Genomic DNA, 23,818 nt, shown 5'->3' with positions numbered 1-23,818 from the left:
CGTCCCGTCTCTCATCGCCGCGTCGCGCGGCGCCCGACACCTGGATGAGCGCGTGCGTGACCGGTAGATACCGCCCCGGCCCGTTGGCGAGCGGTCGGGCGGGACCCCGCACCGACGCATCACAGGGAGAGCACGCCGCTCCGTTACTCACCACCCCCTCGACCGACACGACGGCGGTGCGCACCGGCGTATCACGGCGGCGACCCGCGGCTCTGTCCATCGCCACCCCTTAACCGGGGACGGCGGCGGATCGCCCTCACGGGGCGAGCCACGTCCCGGCCGTGGTCCTGCACCACTGCGACGCGCCCGGTGTGGACCGGCACGCATACCGGACCGGGGTGGCGGACCACCGACGACCGGCTCCCGCTCGCCCAGCGCGGCGGGCGGCGGCGTCGGCGCACGGGGGCCAGCCGGACCCGTCGGACCGACGGGTACGACCGCGATCAACGAGGAGATCCGAGGATGAACCAGCCCGTCCTGTACTGGAACGAGGCATTGCTCGAGGCCAACGCCCGGGATCACACACCCGGGCAGCGGCCGGAGCACTTCACCAAGCCGGTCGAGACGAGGGGGCCCACCGGCAGTTCGTGGGCGTTCGCGATCGTGCACCTGGCGATGCGGGACGCGGCGCGGGCCGCCTGTCAGCCCAGCGCGCCGACGTACACAGGGGTCCAGTACGCCGGCCCGTTCACCGGGACCGCGCAGCACGCCGCGATCGCCGCGGCGGCGCAGTGCACCCTGGCCGCCCTGTGGCCGGAGTACGAGGACTACTTCACCGAGCACGCGACCAAGGACCCGATGCCGCACGGGCCCGGGCGGGCCGAAGGCCACCGGCTGGGCGTGGAGGCAGCGACGAGGTTGCTCGACCTGCGGGCGGGCGACGGGGCGGGCGACCAGCCGCACTACGCCACGTCCCCGGGCTACGGGCGACACCGGGTCGACCCGGTCAACCCCGGTCAGCCGTTCGTCGGCCCGCAGTGGGGCAACGTGGCGCACTTCGTGCTGCCCGGACACGTGCACCTGGACCCCCCACCGGGATACGAGCTACCCGATTTCCTCGCCGACGCCCACTACCTGGCCGACCACCGGGAGGTTCGGGAGCTGGGCGTCCGGTCGGGCGGGACCCGCACGCCGGAGGAGACGCTGATCGGTGTCTTCTGGGCCTACGACGGTGTGGCCGAGATCGGTACGCCGCCGCGCCTGTACAACCAGTTCCTGCGCAAGATCGTCGAGCTCAAGGGCTCCAGCACCAAGGATCAGGCCGAGCTGTTCGCGCTCGCCAACGTCGCGATGGCCGACGCGGCCATCGAGGCCTGGCGGTGGAAGTACCACCACGACCTCTGGCGTCCGGTGATCGGGGTCCGCGAGGCGGCCTCGAGCAACGGGCCGTCCGGCCAGGCCGGCGTCAACAGCGATCCCGAGTGCGACCCGTTCTGGGTGCCGCTGGGCGCGCCGAACTCCAACCAGAGCGAGGCGCCCGACTTCACCCCGCCCTTCCCGGCGTACCCGTCCGGGCACGCCACGTTCGGCGCCGCCGTGTTCCAGATGGTCCGTCTCTTCTACGGCGGTGCCCCGATCACGGTCGCCGACGTCGTCTCCGAGGACCCGCCCCCGCCCGAGTTCGAGCCCGTCGACCTCGTGTCCGACGAGCTGAACGGCACGACCACCGACTCGTCCGGGGTCGTGCGGGTCCGGCACGTCCGCCGGTTCACCGACCTGGTGACCCCCATCCGGGAGAACAGCCTGAGCCGGGTGTACCTCGGTGTGCACTGGCGGTTCGACGGCCTGCCGCGGTGCGCCGACGACAACATCGGCGGCGTCCCGCTGGGGCTGCAGATCGCCCAGCAGGTCAAGGACGCCGGGCTGGTGCCTCCGCCCGCGGCTCCGTGAGCCGAGCGGCCCTCGTCTCCCACCCCCACCCCCACCCCAGCGGTCGGCCACGCCGGTGACCGACCCGTGTCGAAGGAGAACCGCATGAGTGTCAACAGCACGGACGCACCCGTCCGCGCCGCGGCCGCAGACGCCGCGGAGTACGGGCTGGAGCACGGGTTCTGCCCCGCCACCTGGCAGGTGGCGATCCGAAACCTCACGCCGCCGGGCTCTCAGCCGCTGTCGCCGCCGGTGATCGCCGTCCACCGTCCGGACGTGCACGTCTGGCAGGAGGGTCAGATCGCCAGCCACGCCCTGGTTGCGGTGGCCGAGGACGCCGACAACCCGATCCTCGTCTCGGCGCTGAGCAAGCTGCCCGGCGTCAGCGAGGCCTTCGCGGTCGAGGGCGGACCCATCCCGCCCGGGTCGACGGGGGAGTACTCGGTCCGGGTCCGGCCCGGTCAACGGGTCAGCATCGTCACGATGCTGGTGAACACCAACGACGCCTTCACGGGGGTGGACTCCGTCGAGCTCCACGAGACCCCGACCACGGTGGAGGCGATCGCCTACGACGCCGGCTCCGAGGTCAACAACGAGCGCACGGCGTCCATCCCGGGACCCTGTTGCGGGAACTTCTTCGTCCGGGAACCGGAGGGCGACGTGATCCGCCCGCACGAGGGGATCACCGGGCGTGGTGACCTCGACTCCGCCACCTACGGCTGGTCGGACCCGGTCGCCGAGATCCGGTTCACGCGGCTCGACTGAGCCGGGAGATCCCGCAGCGCGGCTGCTGTCGCGGGCCGTTCGTCGGTCCGCGACAGCAGCCTCGCCCGCAGCCTCGGACCCACGCGCGGCAGGAGCCGGCGAGGTCCCGCCATCCGCACCGCCCGATCCCGGTCGTCGTGGCCGGCGATCGACGACACACGTCGAGGAGACACCGTGGAACCCCTGTCGCCACGAGGGCTGCCGCCGATCGGCAGGAAGCTCGAGGCCGCGACTCTGCGGCTGGCCGCACAGCACAGCACCCTGCTCCTCCGGACGAGCCTGGGCATCGTCTTCCTCTGGTTCGCGCTGCCGAAGTTCGTGCCGGGGCTCAGCCCCGCCGACCAGCTCGCCCAGGACACCATCGCCGTCCTCACCGGTGGCCTGGTCACCGGTGACACCGCCCGCGTGCTGCTGGCCGTGCTGGAGACCGCCATCGCGCTCGGCCTCCTGACCGGGCGGTTCCTGCGGTTGACCCTGCTGGCGCTCTTCGCCCAGATGGCGGGCACGCTGACGCCCCTGGTCCTGTTCTGGCACGACATGTGGACGGCGCCGCTGGTGCCCGGCATAGAGGGCCAGTACATCATCAAGAACCTCGTCCTGATCGCCGCCGCGATCACGATCACCGGGAGCCTGCCGCACGCCGGTCGACGCGGCCGCTCCCAGGAAGCTCCGGCGGCGACCGCGACTGCCGGCGTCCGCGCCGACACCCCGGTCGCCTGAGCCGCGTCGGCCATCCCGGCTCGTCGCAGTCTGCTGCACATCCCCAGTCCGTGCTGGTCCGACGGCACGGGCCCCACTCCAGGAGTCCCCATGTCCGACCTGTTCTTCCCTGACGTGTTCCGCAACGGCTTCGCGATGACCGATCTGCCCTGGGTGCCGTGGGTCGAGCCGGGTCGTGCCGGTGTCGAGCACTGCGTGCTCTGGGCGCCGGCCGCCGACGAGCCGTCCGTGGCCCTGCTCCTGCGCTTCCCCCCGGGCGCGCACGGCGACTTCCACGAGCACCTGGGCCATGAGCTGATGCTGGTGCTGGACGGCCGGCTCGACCACAGCGACGGCCGGTCCTTCCGGCGGGGTGACCTCGTCGTCGAGGCGCCCGGATCGCGGCACCAGATGTCCAGCGCCGAGGGCTGCACCGTCCTCGCCATCCGCACCAAACCGGCGCAGCCGCGACAGCCGCTCGACGGCGAGGTCGTCGTCGGGGTCGGCTCCGCGGCAGCGGCCGACTGACCCGAGGGGGTGGACGCCATGACCTCGGTACTGACGCGTGGCCGGACGGTGCTGCTCTCCACGGTGTCCTCGGATGCGCACACCTGGAACCTGGTGTACCTCCAGCTGCTGCTCGAGGAACACGGCCACCACGTCGTGAACCTCGGTCCCTGCGTGCCCGACGAGCACCTGCTCACCGTCGCCAGAGCCGTCCGGCCGGACGCGATCGTCATCAGCTCCGTCAACGGACACGGTCACCTCGACGGGGCACGGCTGATCCGCACTCTCCGGGACGACGCCGACCTCGCCGCGACACCCGCCGTCATCGGCGGGAAGCTCGGCATCGACGGTGAGGATGACGACCGGCACGTGCAGGCCCTGTTGGACGCCGGCTTCGACGCCGTCGTCACCGAGGGCACGCCGGCCTCGGCCCTGGCGGAGTTCCTGGCCGCCACACCACCACCGCGTGCCGTCGACGCGGGCGCCCCGGCGAGGGCCGCGTGACCGCCGGCGCCGGGGTGGACCTCGCCGCACACGTCGCCGCCGCGGCAACCCGCGGCGAGCTGGTCGTCCAGCCGCGGATGGGCATGTCCGACCCGCGACGGATGGCGGAGGGCCTGCGCGCCGTCGCGGCCGTGCCTGCGGCGACCGTCGGCACGATCACGCTGGACAGCTACACCCGGGTCTCCGACCACGCGGCGGCGCGGGCCGCGGTGCGCCGCGGAGCTCCCCTGAACGGGTTCCCCCTCGTCGCGCACGGGGCCGAGGTGACCGCCCGGGTGGTCCGCGACGTCGCCGGCACCATCCCGGTGCAGGTCCGGCACGGCTCCGCGGCACCCGGCGACATCTTCGCCACCATGGTCCGGGCCGGGCTGGCGACGTCGGAGGGCGGGCCGGTCTCCTACTGCCTGCCCTACGGCCGGGTCCCGCTCGCCGAGTCGGTGCGGGCCTGGGCCCGTGCCACGTGCACGCTGGCAGAGGACGGCCGGAGCGCGGGGGTCCGGCCGCACCTGGAGACCTTCGGCGGCTGCCTGCTGGGGCAACTGTGCCCGCCGTCCCTGCTCGTCGCCGTCAGCGTGCTGGAGGGACTGTTCTTCGTCCAGCACGGGGTGGACAGCGTCTCGCTCAGCTACGCGCAGCAGACCTCCGAGGGGCAGGACGTCGAGGCGCTCACCGCTCTGCGCCGGCTCGCGGCCCGGCTGCTCCCGCCCCGGGTGGACCGGCACCTGGTGCTCTACACCTACATGGGCGTCTACCCGCAGACCGCCGAGGGCGCCCGGCGGCTGCTGGCCGGCAGCGTCGACGTCGCGGTGCGCGGCGGCGCCGAGCGGTTGATCGTCAAGACCGTGGCCGAGGCCCACCGGATCCCCACCGTGGGCGAGAACGTCGAGGCGCTCACGGCCGCCGCGGCCCGCGCCAGGCAGGCGCGTCGGAGCGTCCGGGGGCCGTCCGGGGACGAGGTCGACGCCTCCGAGGTGCTCGCCGAGACGACGGCGCTGGTCGAGGCGGTCCTGGAGCTGAGCGACGACGTGGGCACGGCGCTGGTCCGGGCCTTCGCGGCAGGTCTGCTCGACGTCCCCTTCTGCCTGCACCAGGACAACGCCGGCGCGACCCAGGGGGCGATCGACGCCGACGGGCGGCTGTACTGGGCCGACTCCGGCCGCCTACCCCTGCCGGGTGGAGCGCGGACACGAGCCGGACGGATCACCTCCCGGCGGCTGGTCACGATGCTGTCGCACGCGGCCCGGCGTTTCGACGGACCCGCTCTGGGCGGCCCGGTGCCCGCCGTCCCGCCGGGGCCGGTCGCGGCGGCGCACGAGGGGCCGCTGGCCCGGATCGCCCTGGTCGGAACCGGGCCGAGGGGCGTCGCGGTGCTGGAGCGCCTGGCCGCCCGGCTCACGGAGCGACCGCCGGCCTGGCCGGTCGAGATCCTCGCGCTGGACGCGGTCGAGGTCGGCTGCGGCCGGATCTGGCGCACCGACCAACCCGAGTACCTGCTGATGAACACGCCGGCCGGTGAGGTGACGATGTTCTCCGGCCCGCCGGACGACGGCCCGCCCCGCGCGGGCGCCGGGCCGAGCCTGGGCGAGTGGTGGCAGGCGGTCGACCCCGCCCACGGGGACCCCAACGGATATGCGCCCCGGGCGCTCTACGGTCGCTACCTGCGCCAGGTGTTCGACACCGTGCTCGCGGGCCTGCCGGCCCCGGTCCGGGTGCGGCCCGTGCGCACCCGGGTCCGGTCGCTGACCCGCAGCCCCGCGGGAGCCTGGCGCTTGGAGAGCCCCGAGCTCGGCGGGGTCGACGTGGACCGGGTCGTCCTCACCACCGGGCACGCGTCCCCGGAACCGGACGGCGAGCACGCGCGCCTCGCCGCGTTCGCCGCCCGCCGTCCGGGCGCCCGCTACGTGCGGGCGGACTCCGCGGCGGACATGGCCCTCGACGACCTGCCGGCGGGGTCCGTGGTGGGCGTCCTCGGCCTCGGTCTGTCGTTCTACGACGTCATGGCGGCCCTGACGGTCGGCCGGGGCGGACGCTTCGAGGCGGCCGGTGACGGACTGCGGTACGAGCCGAGCGGTCGGGAACCGCTGCTGGTGGCCGGGTCCCGCAGCGGCGTACCCGTCCCCGCCCGTGGGCGCAACCAGAAGCCGCCCGACCATGTGTACGTCCCGCTGCTGTTCACCCGGTCCCGGATGCGTACCGCGCGGCGGCGCGGCCCGCTGGACTTCCGGCGCGACGTCGAGCCCTGGCTGCTCGCCGAGATGGACCTCGTCCACCACGGCACCGCGCTGCGCAGGCTGTACGGGAAGCAGGCGGTCACGCTCTTCCACGAGCGGGTCACCGAGACCGTCGACCCGACCGACCCCCGTGCGGCGGTCGTCGAGCAGGCCCGGCGTCTCGGCGGTCCGGCCCTGCCCGCCCTCGACCTGCCGGCCCGGGCACGCCCCTTCGCCGGGCGCCGATTCGGCTCTCCCGAGGCCTATCACCGGGTTGTGGCCGACCACGTCCGGCGCGACCTGGCCGAGGCGGAGGAGGGCAACGTCGACGGGCCCGTGAAGGCAGCGCTCGACACGCTGCGCGACGTGCGGGCGGTCCTCCGCGTCGCCGTCGACCACGGCGGGCTGACCGCGGCGTCCCACCGCGAGTTCCTCGCATCCTTCGTCCCCGTGGCCTCGGCGCTGTCGGCCGGGCCGCCACGGGTCCGGCTGCACCAGGTGCTCGCGCTCCTGGACGCAGGTGTGCTGCGGCTGCTCGGGCCGGGCTCCGTCTTCACGGGTGACGACCGGACGGGTCGGTGGCGTGGGGACGCCGCCCAGGTCAGCGGTGCGGCGGTGCTGCTCGACGCGTTCGTGGACGCGCGCATCCCCACGCCCGACGTCCGCCGGGACCCCGCTCCGCTGACCCGGTCACTGCTGCGCGCCGGGGTGTGGTCGAGCTTCACCAACGCCTCGGCCGGAGGCCGTCTCCGCACCGGGGGAGTGCACGTCACGGGAGCGCCTTACCACCCCGTGCGGAGCGACGGAGCGCCCGAGCAGGACCTGTACGTGCTCGGCATCCCGACCGAGCACACGCGCTGGTTCACCCAGGTCGGCAGCGGCCGTCCGGGCCGGTGGGGGGACTTCACCGGGGACGCCGATGCGGTTGCCGAGCACCTCATGGAGTTCCTCGCCCAGCGGGTGACGCCGGCGCCGGCGCAGGAGGTGGTCGCGTGAGCGCGGCGTCGTCCCCCTTCGGCAGGCCGACTCGCCGGACCGAGGAGTTCCGCGCGGCACGCGACCTGCTGCTCTCCACCCGGCTGGACCACGACGGAGCCTGCCGTGCCTTCCGCTGGCCCCGGTTCTCGTCGTTCAACTGGGCGCTGGAGTGGTTCGACGTCGTCGCCGAGGGCAGTGAGCGCACCGCGCTGGAACTGGTGGCGCCGGACGGCACGGTTTCGGCCATCTCCTACCAGGAGATGGCACACCGGTCCGCCGCCGTGGCCTCGTGGCTGGCCGGGCGGGGCGTGCGGCGGGGGGATCGGGTCCTCGTCGTCCTGGGGACGCAGCAGGAGCTGTGGGAGTCCCTGCTCGCCTGCCTCAAGCTGGGTGCGGTGGTCATCCCCAGCTACACCGACCTGACTCCGGCCGAGGCCCGCGACAGGACGCAGCGCGGCGGCGTCCGGCACGTGGTGTGCCGGTCGGACCTGGTCGCGCTGTTCCGGGACGCTCCCGGTGGAGTGCGTGTGGCCGTCGGTGCCGGGATGCCCGGTTGGGCCGACTACGGCGAGGCCTTCCGACCGGCCCGGCCGTTCGTCCCGGACGGCCCGACGCCGGCCCAGGACCTCGCCTTCTGCTACTTCACCTCGGGCACCACGTCACTGCCCAAGCTGGTGGGCCACACGCACGCGAGCTATCCGGTGGGGCACCTGTCCAGCATGTACTGGAACGGCGTGCTGCCCGGCGACCGCCACCTGACCGTCTCGGCACCCGGGTGGGCCAAGCACTCATGGAGCGGGTTCTTTGTCCCCTGGAACGCCGAGGCCACCGTCGTCGCCTGTGCCGACGGCTGCTCCCCGGATCGGCTGACGAGCCTGCTCGCCGAGCGCCGCGTGACCAGCTTCTGCGCGCCGCCGAGCACCTGGTATGCGCTCCGCCCGTTCCTGCGTGCGGCCCGGCCGGCTTTGCGCGAGGCCACGTCCGCCGGTGAGCCGCTCGACCCCTGCCTGGCTCGAGAGGTGTACGACGCCTGGGGGCTGCGGGTTCGCGATGGCTACGGGCAGACCGAGACGACCGCGTTGATCGGCACGACGCCCGGGCTGACCCCGCGGCCCGGGTGGCTCGGCAAGGTCCTGCCCGGCTACGACGTGCTGGTCGACGGGCGGGCGGACGGCCCCGCCGAGGGGGAGGTCCACGTCGACCTCGCGAGGGAGCCGTTGGGGGTCATGCTCGGCTACCTCGACGACCCGTCGCGCACCGGCGCGGTGCTCACCTCGGGCCGCTACCGGACGGGGGACGTCGGCGTCCGGGACGAGTCGGGATGGGTGCGCCTGGTCGGCCGCCGGGACGACGTCTTCAAGTCCTTCGGCCACCGCATCTCGCCGTACGAGCTGGAGGCGGTGCTCCGGGCCCATCCCGAGGTCCTGGAGGCGGCCGTCGTCGCCGTCCCGCACGCCCTCGGCGGGGCCGTACCGCATGCGGTGGTCGTCCCGTCCGCCAACGCCCAGGAAGCAGACCTGCCGTCGAGGCTCCTGGTGCACGTGGACGAGCGGGTCGCCCCGTCGCTGCGTCTGCACGCGGTCCACGTCGCCGACCGGCTGCCCCGCACCGCGTCGGGCAAGATCCGGCGCAGTGCGGTGGGGGAGTGGGTCCGCGCGACTGCGGGCGGTGCGACAGGTCACCGCTCGCTTGGTGTCTCCGACCCGTGCTGACCCTTGTGCCGGTCGTGGGGGAGCGGTCGCGGACCGGCATCGGCGCTGCGGTGGTACGAGCGGCGCCCGAGACGACGGGGTGTCTCTCCCCTCCACGGATGCGCACGGAACAGCCGCCGCACGTGGAGCCGAGGACGGCGCCGGTCGAGGGTGACGTCCCCGGTAGCGGCGGCGGTGGCTCGTCTGTCGCCCAACGAGACCGCACTCTGCCACCCCGGTGACCCGCCATGATCCAGCACGAGGCACTCGATCCTCCGCCGTGTCGTCGACGCACACGAGTAGGTGGCCCGTCGACTGCGACGTTCAGGCGGAGCAGTAGCGCGGCGTGGGGTCCACCACGCTGTAGCGGGCGAACCAGGTAAGTCCGTGTGGGCGCCATGGGCTCAGGACCTCTACCAGTCCCTGGCACTGCGCGCATTCACGCGCCGGAACGAGAAGCAGGTGTCCGCCCCGGCGCAGGTGGAACTCGTGCTCGGACAGGCTGCCTCGGTCGTAGGCGACGTTCTGCACCGCCCGCAGGAATCGCCCCGAGAAGCCGCGCGCTCTCCCGGAGACGTCGAGCGCACGCGCGCCCTCCTCGCCGCTCAGCACCCAGACCATGGCCGGGTCGACGTGTGAGGAGAGTGCGGCGAGAGCGCCTCGGACGTCGGCCTCGGTGCTCAGCAGAGCGAAGAGCCGGCACGCTGGGGAATCAGGGACGAGCTCCATCAGACGGGTGTCCATGATGGGCCTCTGCGGTCTGGGGAGTGCTGTGTCGACCTGAAGAGCGCACGCCACCCGATCGAAAACGAGGAGGCGCAGACGAACCCGTGGGCTGGGGTTGGCTCACCGAGAGGAACCCGAAACCGGATCCTCGAATGTCGTCGGCGACATGCACCAGCGACCGTGGAGCGGTCCTCGTCTCGACGTGCTCGCCGCGTGCCATGGCAACGCCGAGCTGGTCGCCGCGGCCATCCGCACGACCTTCGCCGAGTCGCGCCAGTTCGCGCGGGTCAACGCCATGCATCGTGACGGCGCCGAGGACCTGCCGGCCCCCGTCGCCTTCCCGTCAGCCACTGGACGAGCTGGTCGACCAATTCGCCGGAAAGGCTGGTCAAGGAGATGAGCGCCGCACCGACGTCGTAGCCGGGGCACGTTCCGCTCGCGTGGAACCGCCTTAACCCAACCGCCCTACTCCGCTGGCCGGAGCCGTGCTGGTCGAGGCGCATGACGTTTGGCAGGTCAGCGATCGCCGCTACCTGTCCGAGGCCTTCGTGGCCCTGTTCAGCCCTGCCCGCGGCCCGGCCGAGGAGGCAGGCAGCCGGCACAGGTCGCGGCATGGTTCACCCCGACGGATCCCTCGCGGCTGCGAGCTACGCCACCGAAGGGGGCGTCACCGCCGAGGGCGTCGGCTGATGCGGCGTCGTTCCGATCGCATCGCTCCAGCCTCGACCGGTGTGGCAGCAGGTATCTCCGGACGCCGGCCGGTCTCTTCCCGACAGGCCCGGTGAGGGCCCAGCCGAGTTCCCGCGGGCGCTGTGACGGAAGCGCTCGTGGTCGGCCGACAGGAGGAACGTCATGGCATACGACGCCCCACCCAACGCCTACCCGCAGCCGCAAGGAACGCCGCCGCCCCAGGGCCCGTGGCCTCAGGAGCCGTCGCCCCAGGACGGGACGACGCAGCGCGGGGGCTTCCTGGGCTTCATGACCAGCCTGCCCGGGGTCCTCACAGCTGTGGCGGGCCTCGTCACGGCAGTGACCGGCGGCGTCGGCCTGTATCTGAGCCAGGACGACGGGTCCGACCCGGGACCGAGCGACACCTACATCACCGTAGAGGCCGCCCCGGTTCCGGAAGGGGAGGGCGAGGTCGACGCCGACGAGCTGCAGGCCGGGGTACCCGGAGCCTCCGGGGACGACGAGGTCACCGCCCTGGTCGAGGACTGCCTGAACGGTGACTACAGCGCCTGCGACACCCTCCTCTACACGCTCGCCGACGAGTGCTCCGCGGGCTACCCCCTCAGCTGCGATGTCCTCTACCAGGTCTCTGCGGTGGGCTCCGCCTACGAGGACTACGGCGCGACGTGCGGCGGTCGTGTCTACGACTGGACGTACGCGGGCGTCTGCAGCGAGGTGTGATGAGCGTCCGTGAGAGTCCCGACGGATCCGGACCGGCGGACCTGCCCGTCCGGAGCCCTCTCGGTCGGGCCGTCGACCGACCCGCCTTCTGGTGGAGCGCCGCGGCGATCTTCTTCGCCAATGCCTGGTTCTCGGCCGCCGAGGGTCGGTGGGCCCTGGTCGTCCTGCAGGCGCTGACCTCCTTGTGGGCAGTGGTCGCGGGCGTGACGGCGCAGCACGCTCCCTCGCATTCCCGCGAGTCGACGGGGACGTCCCGGCGATGACCGGGCGCCCTCACCGATCACCCTGAGCGGCCGAGCGGGCGGGAGTGCCCGACCTTCAACCGGGTGGAGCCGGGGCCCCCAGCCGACGGTCGCCGCACGGCGCACCGATGCACGGTGGCCCGGGACACCTGCGTACCGCGGTCCACCGCGCCCGTGTGCCAGGGGTGACCCCGTAGGTGCGCACACGGCTGTGTCGCCTCGCTGGTGGCCGGTGGCGGGCTGGCTGCCGCCCGGTCGTCTCGATGGGGCGAGCCGCGTGGAGCCGTCATGGCGAGCTCGGCCTCCGGTCGGGCGACGGTGGAGGGAGGCGGATGGCCAACTCCTCGCGGGTCACGAAGCACACCGGATCCGACTCGGAGCCGATGTGGCCGAAGTCACGAGACGGATACGGACTGGCGCGCCGCGCCGTGTTACAGGAGTGACGGGCGGGACTCTTGAGTCGTGGCCCATGGCGGACGGCGGAGGGCCAGGCTCAGTGAGGAGTTGAGGTCGACGATGTTCGAACCTGGTACGTGCTCCGGCGGCAAGCACCTGGCCCCCAAGACCGGCGGGTCCTGCCCCTGCGGGATGGTCACCCGCATCCCCGCCCCCAAGCGGACCCCTGCCGGACCCCCGCCCGAGGTCCTCGCGCTCCTCGCGCAGTGCCTGGACGACGGGGCCGGCGCTCTCGATGCGGTGACCGCCCGGCTGGTCCAGGAGCGGGCCGACCGGCTGCTGGCCGCCTTCACCACCGCCGGACTGGTGATCAGCGCCGGGGCGGGCGACCGGCTGTCGGCCTGAGCCAGGCCCGTGACGGACGATCGGGGTGGGCGGGGCCCCACAGCCGCTCGCGGCCCGACCGAGTTCCGGCGTCGGCGGCTGCCTGCTCGCAGGTCGCCGGCGTCTGGCTGGTGGCCGGCTCGTGGTCGACCAACTCGCGGCCGTGCTCAGGGGGCTGATCCCGGGCTCGTGAGTCCACACGGTCCACGAGCTCGGCGGTCCCCGCGGCAGGACGCCTCGGGGCGGTGACCTGCAAGGACACCGGGAGGGCGGCGTCCCGGAGGCGACACCGCGCGTCCGCACGCGCCGGCACCCGGCCCTCGTCGTCGGGAGCTGGGCGACCACCGGACGAGGCGCCGGTGGTGGGGGCGTGCGCTGAGCGGGAGGCGGTGTCTGGCGGTGCTCACGCCGTGCGTCGGCCGCACAGGTCGTGGTGGTCGGTCCACTGCACGTCCCCGGGTGCCCACCCCCGGTCGCCGGCGGCGGCGTCGCCGGCGACCGGGTCGAAGCGGCCCGGGGGCTCAGAAGGGCGGCTCCTCGGCACCGACGCCGACCGGCGTCGCCGCCCACGGGTCGGGCGAGCCGCCCTGCCCGGTCGCCGCCGGACCCTCGTGGGACGCGAACCCGCCGCCGGGACCCCGGCCGCCACCGGCGCCGGTGCGAGAGGCCTTCGTGACGGTCGCCGTCGCGTACCGCAGCGACGGGCCGATCTCGTCGACCTCGAGCTCGACGACGGTGCGCTTCTCGCCTTCCTTGGTCTCGTACGAGCGTTGCCGGAGCCGCCCCTGCGCCATCACGCGGGAGCCGCGGATCAGCGACTCGGCGACGTTCTCGGCCGCCTCCCGCCACACGCTGCAGCGCAGGAACAGCGCCTCGCCGTCCTTCCACTCCTGGGTCTCGCGGTCCAGGGTGCGCGGCGTCGAGGCGATGGTGAAGTTGGCGACCGCGGCGCCCGAGGGCGTCCAGCGCAGCTCGGGGTCGCTCGTCAGGTTGCCGATGATCGTGATGACAGTGTCTCCGGCCATGATCCGGTCCTCCGTGTCGTCGGTGCCTCGCCCAGGTGGGCAGCCGGAGGTTAGGTGGACCCACCGACAGTTCCGTCCCGGCGGAGTTGTCCCCGGGGCGTGTGACCCTCGGGAGCGGACGGTCGAGTGGCGAGGGGACGGCAGGTGGAGCAGGGGCGGACGGGCGCGGTCCTGGAGGCGACGCTGGAGCGGGTCACGTACGCCAACTCCCAGACCGGCTACACCGTGGCCCGGGTGGACACCGGGCGGGGCGGTGACCTGGTCACCGTCGTGGGGTCGCTGCTCGGTGCCCAGCCGGGGGAGACGCTGCGGCTGCGCGGACGGTGGGGCGCCCACCCGCAGTACGGCCGGCAGTTCCAGGTCGAGGACTACACCACCGTGCTGCCGGCCACGGTGCAGGGCATCCGCCGCTACCTGGGCTCGGGGCTGGTCAAGGGGATCGGTCCGCGGCTGGCCGAACGGATCGTCGACCACTTCGGCGCCGACGCGCTGCGGGTCATCGAGGAGGAGCCGGCCCGGCTGGCCGAGGTGCCGAACCTGGGACCGAAGCGGACCCGGCTGATCACCGCGGCGTGGGAGGAGCAGAAGGCCATCAAGGAGGTGATGGTCTCCCTGCAGGGCATGGGTGTGTCCACCTCGCTGGCCGTCCGCATCTTCCGGCAGTACGGCGACGCCTCCCTCGGCGTCGTCCGGACCCGGCCCTACCGCCTGGCCGCCGACGTGTGGGGGATCGGGTTCAGGACCGCGGACACGATCGCCGCCGCGGTGGGGATCCCGCACGACAGCACGGAGCGGGTCGAGGCGGGGCTGCAGTTCGTGCTCTCCGAGGCGACGGGGCAGGGGCACTGCTTCCTGCCCGAGGCCGACCTGCTCGCCCGGGCGATCGACCTCCTGCAGGTCCCGGCCGACCTGGTGCGGCACTGCCTGGTCCTGCTGGTCGCCGAGCAGGGCCTCGTCCGCGAGGAGTTCCCCGGCGCGGACGGGGAGCTCCCCACGGTGGCGTACTACCTCGTCCCGTTCCACCGGGCGGAGGTCTCCCTGGCCGCCGGTCTGCGGAGGCTGGCGGCCGCCGACGACGACCGGATGCCGGCCTTCGCCGAGGTCGACTGGGACGCCGCACTGGCCTGGCTGCACCGGCGCACCGGCGTGGAGCTGGCGGCCGGCCAGCAGGAGGCGGTGCGGCTGGCGCTCTCCGAGCGGGTCGCCGTCCTCACCGGTGGGCCCGGCTGCGGCAAGAGCTTCACCGTCCGCTCCGTCGTCACCCTGGCGGCCGCCAAGGGCGCGCGGATCGTGCTCGCGGCGCCCACCGGCCGGGCGGCGAAGCGGCTGACCGAGCTGACCGGGGTCGCGGCGGTCACCGTGCATCGGCTGCTGGAGCTGCGCCCCGGCGGGGACGCCGCCTTCGACCGGGAGCGGCCGCTGCAGGCCGACCTGGTCGTCGTGGACGAGTCCTCGATGCTGGACCTGCTGCTGGCCAACAAGCTGGTGCGGGCCGTCCCGCCGGGCGCGCACCTGCTGCTGGTCGGTGACGTCGACCAGCTGCCCTCGGTCGGCGCCGGACAGGTCCTGGGTGACCTGCTGGCCGCCGGGACGCCCATCCCGCACGTGCGCCTGACGCAGGTCTTCCGCCAGGCCAGCCGGTCGGGGGTGGTGACCAACGCGCACCGGATCAACGCCGGCAGCCCGCCCCAGGTCCGCGGTCTCGAGGACTTCTTCCTGTTCCCCACCGAGGACGCCGAAGAGGCCGCCCGGCTCACCGTGGACGTCGTCGTGCGCCGGATCCCGGCCCGGTTCGGCCTCGACCCGCGCCGCGACGTCCAGGTGCTGGCCCCGGTGCACCGCGGGCCGGCCGGCGCGGCCGCGCTGAACGAGCTGCTGCAGGACGCGCTCACCCCGGCCCGGCCCGACCGCGGCGAGAAGCGCTTCGGCGGCCGGGTGTTCCGGGTCGGGGACAAGGTCAGCCAGATCCGCAACGACTACGACAAGGGCGCGAACGGGGTCTTCAACGGCACCCAGGGTGTCGTCACCGCCGTCGACGCCGTCGAGCAGACCCTCACCGTCGTCACCGACGAGGACGAGAGCATCCGGTACGACTTCGCCGAGCTCGACGAGCTGGTGCACGCCTACGCCGTGACCGTCCACCGCTCGCAGGGCAGCGAGTACCCCTGCGTCGTGGTCCCGCTGACCACCAGCGCCTGGGTGATGCTGCAGCGCAACCTGCTCTACACCGCGGTGACCCGGGCCAAGCAGCTCGTCGTCCTCGTCGGCTCGCCGAGGGCCCTTGCGCAGGCCGTGCGCGCCACCGGCTCCGGACGCCGGCACACCGGTCTCGCCCACCGCCTCCGCGGCCGGCCGCTCCCCGCCGGGTGCGCGCGGACGCCGGCCACGGTGCCCGGCGATTTCGCCGACCGCGAACGGCGACACGCCGCGTCGCTCGGCTGACCTGCGGCTTCGCCGCGGACGGAGCGATTCTCTTGCGGACGTCGCCCGGTTGTGTCAGTACCTGCTCGTAGCTTTCGGGTCGACATCTTCCCCGTGTCGGCAAGGAGCTCACCATGGCCATCTCCGGCCTCATCACCCGCAAGCCCACCGGTCGCGTCCCGTGGCCGTGCATTCTCCTCGAGGGTGAGGAGAAGAGTGGGAAGAGCTGGGCGCTGGCCCAGCTCAGCACCAGCGACCGGATCGGCGCGCTGTACTGGATCGACCTGAACGAGGGCGCCGGCGACGAGTACGGCGCCATCCCCGGCGCCACCTACCAGCTCGTCGAGCACGACGGCTCCTACGCCGAGGTGCTCGCCGCCGTCCAGGCGGTCAAGGCCGAGGCGCGCCGCGCGGCCGACGCCGGCGAGCCGCCGGTGGTCCTCGGCATCGACACCGGCTCGGCGATCTGGGACGGGCTCAAGGACTGGGCGAGCGCGCGCGCCGCGAAGTCGGCCCGCAACCGCGAGCTGCTCAAGCGCGACCCCAACGCCGAGATCGTCATCAGCCAGAACCTGTGGAACGACGCCGGCGCCCGCTGGCGCAAGCTGCAGACCGAGCTGCTGACCTTCCCCGGCATCGTCGTGGTGACCGCCCGCGGCAAGGAGGTCACCGAGGTCGACGCCAACGGCCGGCCGATCGAGGGTCAGAAGACCTGGTCGGTGCAGACCCACCGCGAGTTCCCCTACGCGGCCAGCGTGTGGGTGCGGCTGCGCCGGGGGCGCCGGCCGCTGATCGTCGGGGCCCGAAGCGTGCACGTGGGCATCAAGCCGAACGACGACCCGGCCAGGGAGGTCACCGCCCCGGCGGCCGACGGGCGGCTGCTGGAGTGGCTGGTCTTCGACGCGCTGAAGTGCGACCCGGGCACCGCGCACGTCCGGGACCTGGTCGCCTTCCACGGTGGCGGGCTGCTCGAGCACGAGCGGGCGGAGGAGGCGCGGGCCGGCCGGTCGAGCCGGACGCGTGAGCCGGACGCCGCCGAGCTGGTCGCCCGGATCCAGGACGCCGAGGACGACGACGACCTGCGCGATGTGTGGGGTGAGGCCAACCGCGCCGCTCTGCTCCAGGTCGACGTGCCGACCCCCGGCGGCTCGTACACCGTCGCGCAGCTGATCCAGGCCCGGCACGAGGAGTTCCTCGAGGCGGCGATGGAGGCCCACCCCGCGGGTCGCCGCCGGGCCCCGGCCGCCCCGCCCGCCCCGACGACGCCGGCCGCGGTCGTCGAGGCCGCCCGGGCCGCCGCGGCGGCCGCCGCGCCGCGCACCGAGGGTGCGGCCGCGCCGGCGAACCCGCTGCTGGAGGCCTCGCCGACCCCTGACGACCCGCGGGAGCGCCGGCTCACCGCCGCGCGCAAGGGCGTGCTCGCCAGCCTGGAGACCCTGGGCGTGACCGACGAGCAGATCGCCGAGCGGTTCGGCCGGCCGGCCGAGCACGTGGCGACGAGGCGGCTGACCGCGCTCGTCCGCGAGGTGATCGCCACCCAGCGGGCCGGCCTGGCGGTCGGGCAGCAGGAGATCTCCGCGTGACGGCGGTCCTGGCCGCCCGCCCCAGCGCCGCCGAGCGGCGGGCCGCTCCGAGCCTGGCGGCGGCGGTCCGTGACCTGGACCGCCGCCGGGCCCGCTCCCGCCAGCGGATGATCGGCGCCTCCGAGCTCGGCGAGTGCCGGCGCCGGGCGGCCTACCGGGTCGCCCGGCGCCGGCCCAGCAACACCCGCACCGGGCTGCAGGCGTTCCTCGGCACCGAACTGCACCGTGGGGTGCTGCGAGCCCTGCGCCGTCAGTACGGCGGGCTGACGGAGGTCGGGCTGAAGGGCGAGCAGGTCAAGGGCCGCTGCGACTGGTTCCACGCCCCGGTGGTCGAGGACCTCAAGACCACGTCCCGGTTCGGGTTCGAGCGGGTGCTCACCCGTGGCGTGCCCGCCAAGCACTGGTTCCAGGTCGCCGTCTACGCCTGGCTGCTGCGGACGGGGCAGACCTCCGACCGGCGGCTCCCGGGCGGCACCGGGCACGAGGTCGACGGACTCCGCATCCGCTACCTCTCCCGCGACTCGGGTGAGGACGTCGTCTTCGAGGCCGACCACGACCCGGCGCTGACCGCCGAGGCCCTCCTGTGGCTCACCGACGTCTACGCCACCGTGGAGGACGAGGGGGTCGACGCCGTCCCCCGCGACGGGTTCGGGCCCGGCGTGGACACCATGTGCGACTGGTGCCCGTTCCTGGACCTGTGCTGGGGCCCGCCCGTGGACCCGGAGACGGAGGGCGAGGTCTCACGCCAGTCCCGCCTGACGGTCACCGACCAGGACTACGTCGGGGCCGTGCACGACTACGACGCCTGGCGGGCGGCCGAGAACGAGGCCAGGCGCCACAAGGAGTACGCGCGGGAACGGCTGCGCGGCCGGTCCGGGCCGGCGGACGACCTGTACTGCGAGTGGTCCGGCGGCGGCCTGCGCACGCAGGTCGACAAGGACGCCGCGGTGGAACGGCTGGCCGACCTCGGCGAGGTCGTGCCCACCCGGAGGGTCCCCAGCCCCCCGACGATCCGGGTCACGCGCAACGGCACCCGGCCGGGCTGAGCGACCTCGACCGCGGCGGCTCCACCCGCAGGGACCGATCCCGGGGCCGGTCGTCCGACCGGCCCCACGCCCAGGAGGCACACATGACCACCGTCTCGACGAGCAACCTGGTCGCCGGGGAGTCGGTGCTGACCGGCGACGTCATCGGCACCGACTTCGGCCTGCCCCTGGTCCGGCCGACCAAGACCGGGCGCGGCAGCCGGATCCGGGTCGTGCGCGCCCGCTGCAGGACCTCCGGCGGGGTCGTCGTGTGGTTCACCGACGGCACCAAGACCCCGCCGCTGCACGGCCGCACCAGCTGGGTCGTGGCCGAGCCAGGGACCGGCGCACCGGCTGCCGCACGCGTCGTGGCATGACGCGCACGCCGATCGCCGCCCGGCTCGACAGGCCGACAGGGTCAGCTGCGGCGCACCTGCTGGTGCTCGGCGACGGCCTCGCGCCCCTCCACCGTCGCCTGGGCCTCCATGTCCAGCCCGTCGAGGGTCTCCTCGACCAGCTCCAGGCGCTCCCACCAGGCCCGCACCGCGTCCGGGTCCGCCAGGTCCGACGGCTCCAGGGCCAGCAGTCCCCGGATCGACACGTCGGTCGCCTGCAGCACACCCGAGTCGTCGTCCGGGGACCGTGCCCGCGCCGCCCAGAAGACCTCCGCCCACAGCGCCGCGACGCCGTGGCTGCCGGCCGGCGGCACCTGCACCGGGAACGCGCGCCGCCGTGCCCGGGCGACCGCCACGAGCCGCAGGGTGAGCAGCTGGCGCACCTGCCGCAGGAATTCCGGTGCCAGAGCGACGCGTGCCCGCGCCGACGGCGCACCGACCAGTCGTTCGCACGCGGCGGCCACCTGCTGCCCGGCCCGCTGCGTGCGGTCCCACAGCTCGTAGCCCGTCAGCTCCGCGAGGGCGCTGGGCGCCTCCTCCGCGTCGCACGAGTCGGTCACACCGCGGAAGGTTAGAGCCCTCTGCCGACAGCCCCGGGACGCCGCGCGGCCGCACCTGCAGACGGCGGTCGTCGGTGCGCCGGGCCCCACTTGCTGGCCGTGTACGCCGACTGCATCGGGAGTCCCATCAGCCCGGCCGCGGAGGGGATGTCGACGATCGTCCCGCCGCCGGCACGACGGAGCGACGGGATCGTCGCGTGCATGCCGAGGAAGACCCCGACTGCAGGGGCAGTGGCGTCGGCGCGACAGCGGACCTCCGCCGGAGGCTCGACGCCTTCCTCGGCAGGTGACCGCCGACCTGGTCCGGGTGATCAGCGGCCTGATCGCCGACCCGAGGTGGACCGCATCCTGACGGACGCGTAGGCGGGGATGCCCAGTGAGCGCGTGTCCCTACCGAGTGGCACCGACGCCGGCTCGTGCCGCTCTGGAGGCGCCCACCTGGACGCGCAGGCTGCGAGCGACCTTGGCGGGCTGAGGAACTGCCAAGGCGTGATCAGCCTCCCTCCGTACCGGGCCAGGCTCGACGCCAACTGTTCGTCGTGCACGGCCGCGGCGAACATCAGGCGCTCGAGGGGGTTCAGCACCCGTCCGCCCGCGAGGTCGGCGATGAAGAAGTGGTGCGCGGCCAAGGCGTGGTGGTGCCTGCGGGCGTAGCGCTGGAGAGCGCGGTCGACGTCCGTGGTCTCGGGAGTCGGCTGGGTCAGGACCGGACCGATCTCGTCGGCGAGCCACGCAGCGGACTCGAGCGCCCACCCACAGCCGACCCCCCACAGGTAGTCGGTCGTGAGGGCAGCGTCACCGACCAGGGCCAGGCCCGGCGTCCCCGCTCTCCTGCTCAGGTCCGGGTAGTGCGGAACCCCCACGTAGTCGGACACTCGCCGGGCCCGGCCGAGGTCGGGTGCATCGGGGAGGTGCGCGAAGAAGCGGCGGACGTTGCCGTCGATGTCCTGGCGGAAGTCGGCCAGCTTGTCCGCCGTGAGCATGACCGCGAGGACGGTGATCCCGTTGTCGTTCGGGAACACGTATGCGGCGTCGGGGTCCGTGAGCCAGATCAGTGACCGTGACCCTCGGGTGAGGACGAGGTCCTCGAACGAGGCGAAGTACATGAAGCGCCCGTGCTTCTTCTCCTTCACGGGCACCCCGGCCCACGAGGCCACCGGCGAGTGCCGCCCATCCGCACCCACCACGACGTGGCAGCTGAGCTGCTGCTCCTCGCCGGTGTGGTCGGTCCCGCACACCCCTTGGACGCGGCCGTCCTCCCGGATCAACCCCGTCGCCTTGACGCCGAGCCGGAGCTCGACGCCCGGCGTCTCGGCGGCAGCCTCCCGGATGATGGGGTCCAGGACGCTGCGCCGGATGTTGTAGCCGTGCGGTCCCCCGTCGGGGGGCCGGATCCACCCGTATCGGGTCCAGAGGTCGGTGCTGTTGGGAACCGCCCCGGCCGCCTCCAGCCGCGGGACGAGTCCGAGTCTGTCGAAGACCACCGCGGCGCCCGGCTGCATGTAGTGGGTGCACGCGCGCTTGTAGTGGCCTGGGTCGCGGTGCTGCTCGAGCACCGTGACCCGGAGACCCTGCCGGGCGAGCAGGATCGCTGCTGTGCAGCCGCTGAGGCTGCCGCCGACGATGACGACGTCGGACATCTCTGGCATGACGACCCGTCTCTCTCCTGGTCATGGTCCCGTCGTGCCGCGTGAGGGAGTGGCGTTCGTCCACTCACCGCGCTGCGACGAGCCCGCGGCCGGTGGGGCAGCCCGCCGGGATCACGGAGGCTAGGGGGCGGGACGTCACCGCGACGTCACCAACGGGTCCCGGCCCTGGCGGCCATGACCCCGTCGGCATCGTCGGGTCCGCGCCGAGCACCGGGGCGAACGCCTACCGGGTGCCGTCCGAGGGAGGACGGACGGCTCTCACCATCGACCCGATCAGGATGCCGGCCGCAGCGGTGGCGGCCGCGGCGACGGCGGAACGGAGCAGGCGGTGCCTGTGGCTCACGGCAGCCTCCCGGGCGGCGGTGGACGGATCTGGAACTCCGGGGGCTCGACCCGCTCGACGGCCCGTCGCACCCGGGGCCGGGTGTTCCGGCGACATGGGGCGGACGCTGCGGGGTCGGCCACCGCGGCCGCGTCAGGCCCGGTCGTCGGCGCGGGCGTCGGCCACCACCCGGAACCACTCCGAGCGGCCGGGTCCTGCCTCCAGGCGTTGCAGGGTGGCGCGCTGGTCGAGGTACGCAGGGTCGGAGTGCCACGCCTCCCAGTCCTCGCGGCTTCGCCAGGTCCCGACGATCACGCGGGTCGAGCTCTCGTCCTCCGAGGTGAGAAGCTGACCGGAGATCCAGCCCGGCCGCTCGCGGGCGGAGTCGAACCGAGCCTGCATCGCGGCGTCCCACTCCGCCTCTCCACCGGGCCGCAGCGTGCTCGTGGTCACCACGGTCATCATCGGTGCCTCCTGGTTGCCGAGGGGATCGCGCGAGGGCGCGGTCGCGGGACGGGTGGGGTGAGCGGTGGCTCGGCCGTGGGACGTCGTCCCCGCGCTGCGGCCCCACGCGACGCCGCCACGCGGGGGGGCGGTGCGGGTCCCGGGGTGGACGTCGATCCCGTGGGAGGAGCCGCTGCGATGGGCACGGCCTCCAGCCGGGTGCCGGCCGCGGAGCCGGCGGTGCCCGGCTGGAGGCCTTGTGGAGCTCCGAGCCGATGTCCCTGCTCCTGCCGCGGCGGGGGCACACCGCTCGCGGCAGGACGGCCATCGGGATCCGTCGTCGACCCTCCAGGAGGACCGGCCGGGGCGGCTCGTCAGACGGTCTCGGGTACCCGCAGGTGTGCCAGGGTGAGGTCGAACTCCGCGACCTCGAGGATCTCCATCCCCATCCGGCTCGCGAACTCCTCGCGCAGGGTCGTGAACTGGTCGCGGGTGTGCGCCATCGCCTCGCGGCTCTCGAACACGACTGCCGAGGCGCACCGGCCGTCCCGGCGGTCGACCATGAGGCTGTTGCTGCAGAACCCAGGTGTCTCTTCCCACCACGGCATCAGGCTCTCCCGGTAGGCATCGGTGACCCGGTCCAGTCCCGCGGCGTCGGTCCGGGCCCACGTCACCCGCGCACAGGCGCCGTCCCCGGCCCGGTGTGCCCGGTGCAGGACGGCGATCTCCCACTCCTGGACCTCGGGTGCGGCGCCGAACCTCTCGGCTGCCTGTTCCCGTGACGCGCGCACCCGCCCAGCGCTCGCGTGCATCGCGTCCGCGGTCTCCCAGGCACTGGTGACGATGCACCGGCCGGTGTCGCGATCGCTCAGCACCGACAGGCCGACGCAGCCGTCGAGCTCCGTGATCATCGGCATGACGTCGTCGCGGACGAAGGCGTTGAGGTCGTCGACGGCCTCCGGCCGTACTCGCATCGTGGTGGATCGGGCGTACATGCCACCACTCCTCTCCGGAGAACGGCGACGCCCCTGCGGCATCGCCGCGCGGCCCACTCTGCTCTTCTCCCCGAGCCCGGGCAACGGGCATCGGGGACCGTGCACCGGGCCACCCCGGGCTCCGGCCCGACACGCAGCCGCCGTGCGGCGGCCATCCGACCGGTCAGCTCACGTCGAGGGTCTCCCAGGGCTCGCCCGTCCACGGCCGCCGGCTGTGCTCCAGGTGCAGCCTGCCCGGTGCGGCCTCGATGAGCTCACCGAAGACCGTGGCGTAGACCAACCCGTCCTGCTCGTGGCGCACCACCAGCGCGCCGGGGTCGTCCTGCGGCGGCTCGTTCGTCACGAGCCGCTCCCAGCCGTCGGGGAAGTCGGCGGCGGTGAACGCCGGCAGGAACCGGTCGGCCTTGCGGTCCTCCGGACCGCCCGAGGTGACCATCCACGTGCCCGCGGGGTGGTGCGTCGTGGTGAGCTGCGCCCCGTCGAAGTCCCAGGTGACCAGGCCGTCCGGCGCGGCCAGCACCAGCAGGAAGCTGGCCATGCCGTTGAGCTGGACATGGCCGGGCCAGGCTTCCCCGTGCACGGCGCCGAGCAGCGGCAGGACCCCGCGGCTGGGCGCGCCCGGCTCGGCGTCGGGCTTCTGCGGCCGGTTGAGCACCAGTGCGGTGACCCCGGTGGGAACCCGGGTGGCGCACCACGTCCCCCCGGCGGTGCGGTCCCGGCCACCGACGACGTCCGGGAACTCGGGCCACCAGGCACCGGGGGCGTCGAAGTCGCGGCCGGTCAGCTCGTCGCGCAGCGCGAGGACGCGCGTGGGCGCGCCCCCGGCCCACCGGACGACCACCGTGCACACGCCGGCGATCATCCCAGCCCGAGGCCGGACGATGGCCCCGAACCCCCGGACCGGCTCACCAGCGGATGCCGGGGGAGCACGACCTCGGTGACCCCGCGATGGTCGGCACATCCACCGGGGGGGCGCCGGCCCGTCGTCCCCCAGCACGCTGCGGCTGGTGCGGCACGG

The 23,818-nt window shown here is 74.0% G+C and carries 20 protein-coding genes and 1 pseudogene; 13 read left to right on the top strand and 8 right to left on the bottom strand.

Annotation, left to right across the window (positions count from 1 at the left end; translation table 11 throughout):
• The first annotated feature begins 462 nt into the window (after positions 1-462).
• From BLW63_RS00410 to BLW63_RS00380, 7 genes are all read left to right on the top strand, one after another.
• Positions 463-1,890, top strand: coding sequence for a vanadium-dependent haloperoxidase (locus tag BLW63_RS00410; protein WP_091150326.1), 1,428 nt, complete (start codon positions 463-465; stop codon positions 1,888-1,890).
• Between the two features lie 84 nt (positions 1,891-1,974).
• The gene (locus BLW63_RS00405) at positions 1,975-2,634 is read left to right on the top strand and encodes a spondin domain-containing protein (protein ID WP_091150324.1); all 660 of its coding nucleotides are present in this window, start codon (positions 1,975-1,977) and stop codon (positions 2,632-2,634) included.
• 174 nt (positions 2,635-2,808) lie between these two features.
• Complete coding sequence (locus BLW63_RS00400) at positions 2,809-3,354, top strand: hypothetical protein (protein ID WP_091150322.1); 546 nt, start codon at positions 2,809-2,811, stop codon at positions 3,352-3,354.
• Positions 3,355-3,444: 90 nt separating this feature from the next.
• Positions 3,445-3,861 carry a cupin domain-containing protein gene (locus BLW63_RS00395; protein ID WP_091150320.1) on the top strand — a complete coding sequence of 139 codons (417 nt, stop codon included), beginning with the start codon at positions 3,445-3,447 and terminating at the stop codon, positions 3,859-3,861.
• An 18-nt stretch (positions 3,862-3,879) separates the two neighbouring features.
• Positions 3,880-4,344 carry a cobalamin B12-binding domain-containing protein gene (locus tag BLW63_RS00390; protein ID WP_170856567.1) on the top strand — a complete coding sequence of 155 codons (465 nt, stop codon included), beginning with the start codon at positions 3,880-3,882 and terminating at the stop codon, positions 4,342-4,344.
• Positions 4,341-7,550, top strand: coding sequence for an FAD/NAD(P)-binding protein (locus BLW63_RS00385; protein WP_211516945.1), 3,210 nt, complete (start codon positions 4,341-4,343; stop codon positions 7,548-7,550). The genes BLW63_RS00390 and BLW63_RS00385 overlap by 4 nt, the downstream gene beginning before the upstream one ends.
• A complete protein-coding gene (locus tag BLW63_RS00380; RefSeq protein WP_091150318.1) occupies positions 7,547-9,244 on the top strand; it encodes an acetate--CoA ligase in 1,698 nt (565 codons plus the stop codon). The genes BLW63_RS00385 and BLW63_RS00380 overlap by 4 nt, the downstream gene beginning before the upstream one ends.
• A 303-nt stretch (positions 9,245-9,547) precedes the next feature.
• On the opposite strand, the gene BLW63_RS00375 is transcribed toward BLW63_RS00380, so the two are convergent.
• Positions 9,548-9,967: a hypothetical protein gene (locus BLW63_RS00375; RefSeq protein WP_091150315.1), complete on the bottom strand. Its 420-nt coding sequence runs from the start codon at positions 9,965-9,967 to the stop codon at positions 9,548-9,550.
• 834 nt (positions 9,968-10,801) lie between these two features.
• Between BLW63_RS00375 and BLW63_RS00370 the strand changes: the two genes are divergently transcribed.
• Together BLW63_RS00370 and BLW63_RS00360 are read left to right on the top strand one after the other, a co-directional pair.
• Positions 10,802-11,359 (top strand): hypothetical protein, encoded by a 558-nt coding sequence (locus tag BLW63_RS00370; RefSeq protein ID WP_091150313.1) that lies wholly within the window; start codon positions 10,802-10,804, stop codon positions 11,357-11,359.
• Positions 11,360-12,117: 758 nt separating this feature from the next.
• Complete coding sequence (locus BLW63_RS00360) at positions 12,118-12,402, top strand: hypothetical protein (protein WP_091150309.1); 285 nt, start codon at positions 12,118-12,120, stop codon at positions 12,400-12,402.
• Positions 12,403-12,902: 500 nt separating this feature from the next.
• On the opposite strand, the gene BLW63_RS00355 is transcribed toward BLW63_RS00360, so the two are convergent.
• Positions 12,903-13,406: a single-stranded DNA-binding protein gene (locus tag BLW63_RS00355; protein ID WP_091150307.1), complete on the bottom strand. Its 504-nt coding sequence runs from the start codon at positions 13,404-13,406 to the stop codon at positions 12,903-12,905.
• 144 nt (positions 13,407-13,550) lie between these two features.
• Here BLW63_RS00355 and recD2 point away from each other — a divergent pair, with 144 nt between their 5' ends.
• The 4 genes from recD2 (at position 13,551) to BLW63_RS00335 (ending at position 18,812) form a co-directional block, all read left to right on the top strand.
• Positions 13,551-15,848 (top strand): SF1B family DNA helicase RecD2, encoded by a 2,298-nt coding sequence (gene recD2 / locus BLW63_RS00350; protein WP_091150304.1) that lies wholly within the window; start codon positions 13,551-13,553, stop codon positions 15,846-15,848.
• A gap of 113 nt (positions 15,849-15,961) precedes the next feature.
• Positions 15,962-17,410 (top strand): DEAD/DEAH box helicase family protein, encoded by a 1,449-nt coding sequence (locus BLW63_RS00345; protein ID WP_211516944.1) that lies wholly within the window; start codon positions 15,962-15,964, stop codon positions 17,408-17,410.
• Positions 17,407-18,456: a PD-(D/E)XK nuclease family protein gene (locus BLW63_RS00340; RefSeq protein ID WP_091150302.1), complete on the top strand. Its 1,050-nt coding sequence runs from the start codon at positions 17,407-17,409 to the stop codon at positions 18,454-18,456. The genes BLW63_RS00345 and BLW63_RS00340 overlap by 4 nt, the downstream gene beginning before the upstream one ends.
• 83 nt (positions 18,457-18,539) lie before the next feature.
• Positions 18,540-18,812: a hypothetical protein gene (locus BLW63_RS00335; RefSeq protein WP_091150301.1), complete on the top strand. Its 273-nt coding sequence runs from the start codon at positions 18,540-18,542 to the stop codon at positions 18,810-18,812.
• Between the two features lie 41 nt (positions 18,813-18,853).
• Here BLW63_RS00335 and BLW63_RS00330 read toward each other — a convergent pair whose 3' ends face one another.
• The 6 genes and pseudogenes from BLW63_RS00330 to BLW63_RS00305 all read right to left on the bottom strand — a co-directional run bounded on the left by BLW63_RS00330 (position 18,854) and on the right by BLW63_RS00305 (position 23,650).
• Positions 18,854-19,390, bottom strand: coding sequence for a hypothetical protein (locus tag BLW63_RS00330; RefSeq protein WP_091150298.1), 537 nt, complete (start codon positions 19,388-19,390; stop codon positions 18,854-18,856).
• An 11-nt stretch (positions 19,391-19,401) separates the two neighbouring features.
• Positions 19,402-19,599 (bottom strand): annotated as a pseudogene (locus tag BLW63_RS28815) (SDR family NAD(P)-dependent oxidoreductase); the annotation flags it as partial.
• 102 nt (positions 19,600-19,701) lie between these two features.
• Positions 19,702-21,039: an FAD-dependent oxidoreductase gene (locus tag BLW63_RS00320; protein WP_091150295.1), complete on the bottom strand. Its 1,338-nt coding sequence runs from the start codon at positions 21,037-21,039 to the stop codon at positions 19,702-19,704.
• Between the two features lie 475 nt (positions 21,040-21,514).
• Positions 21,515-21,823, bottom strand: a complete 309-nt coding sequence (locus BLW63_RS00315) for an antibiotic biosynthesis monooxygenase family protein (RefSeq protein WP_211516943.1) — start codon at positions 21,821-21,823, stop codon at positions 21,515-21,517.
• A gap of 356 nt (positions 21,824-22,179) precedes the next feature.
• A complete protein-coding gene (locus tag BLW63_RS00310; RefSeq protein ID WP_091150292.1) occupies positions 22,180-22,800 on the bottom strand; it encodes an antibiotic biosynthesis monooxygenase in 621 nt (206 codons plus the stop codon).
• Between the two features lie 163 nt (positions 22,801-22,963).
• Positions 22,964-23,650, bottom strand: a complete 687-nt coding sequence (locus BLW63_RS00305) for an NRDE family protein (RefSeq protein ID WP_244522255.1) — start codon at positions 23,648-23,650, stop codon at positions 22,964-22,966.
• Positions 23,651-23,818 lie beyond the last annotated feature (168 nt).

The sequence above is a fragment of the Geodermatophilus africanus genome, assembly GCF_900107105.1.
Classification (GTDB): Bacteria; Actinomycetota; Actinomycetes; order Mycobacteriales; family Geodermatophilaceae; genus Geodermatophilus; species Geodermatophilus africanus.
The sequence above is the reverse complement of the archived record's forward strand: the minus strand, read 5'-3'. Positions and strand labels throughout refer to the sequence as shown.

Bases quoted from the DNA above. Each gene is read 5' to 3' on its own strand.
- BLW63_RS00410 (WP_091150326.1), top strand. From the start codon at position 463: ATGAACCAGCCCGTCCTGTACTGGAACGAGGCATTGCTCGAGGCCAAC.
- BLW63_RS00405 (WP_091150324.1), top strand. From the start codon at position 1,975: ATGAGTGTCAACAGCACGGACGCACCCGTCCGCGCCGCGGCCGCAGAC.
- BLW63_RS00395 (WP_091150320.1), top strand. From the start codon at position 3,445: ATGTCCGACCTGTTCTTCCCTGACGTGTTCCGCAACGGCTTCGCGATG.
- BLW63_RS00390 (WP_170856567.1), top strand. From the start codon at position 3,880: ATGACCTCGGTACTGACGCGTGGCCGGACGGTGCTGCTCTCCACGGTG.
- BLW63_RS00375 (WP_091150315.1), bottom strand. From the start codon at position 9,967: ATGGACACCCGTCTGATGGAGCTCGTCCCTGATTCCCCAGCGTGCCGG.
- BLW63_RS00370 (WP_091150313.1), top strand. From the start codon at position 10,802: ATGGCATACGACGCCCCACCCAACGCCTACCCGCAGCCGCAAGGAACG.
- BLW63_RS00360 (WP_091150309.1), top strand. From the start codon at position 12,118: ATGTTCGAACCTGGTACGTGCTCCGGCGGCAAGCACCTGGCCCCCAAG.
- BLW63_RS00355 (WP_091150307.1), bottom strand. From the start codon at position 13,406: ATGGCCGGAGACACTGTCATCACGATCATCGGCAACCTGACGAGCGAC.
- BLW63_RS00345 (WP_211516944.1), top strand. From the start codon at position 15,962: ATGGCCATCTCCGGCCTCATCACCCGCAAGCCCACCGGTCGCGTCCCG.
- BLW63_RS00335 (WP_091150301.1), top strand. From the start codon at position 18,540: ATGACCACCGTCTCGACGAGCAACCTGGTCGCCGGGGAGTCGGTGCTG.
- BLW63_RS00320 (WP_091150295.1), bottom strand. From the start codon at position 21,039: ATGCCAGAGATGTCCGACGTCGTCATCGTCGGCGGCAGCCTCAGCGGC.
- BLW63_RS00315 (WP_211516943.1), bottom strand. From the start codon at position 21,823: ATGACCGTGGTGACCACGAGCACGCTGCGGCCCGGTGGAGAGGCGGAG.
- BLW63_RS00310 (WP_091150292.1), bottom strand. From the start codon at position 22,800: ATGTACGCCCGATCCACCACGATGCGAGTACGGCCGGAGGCCGTCGAC.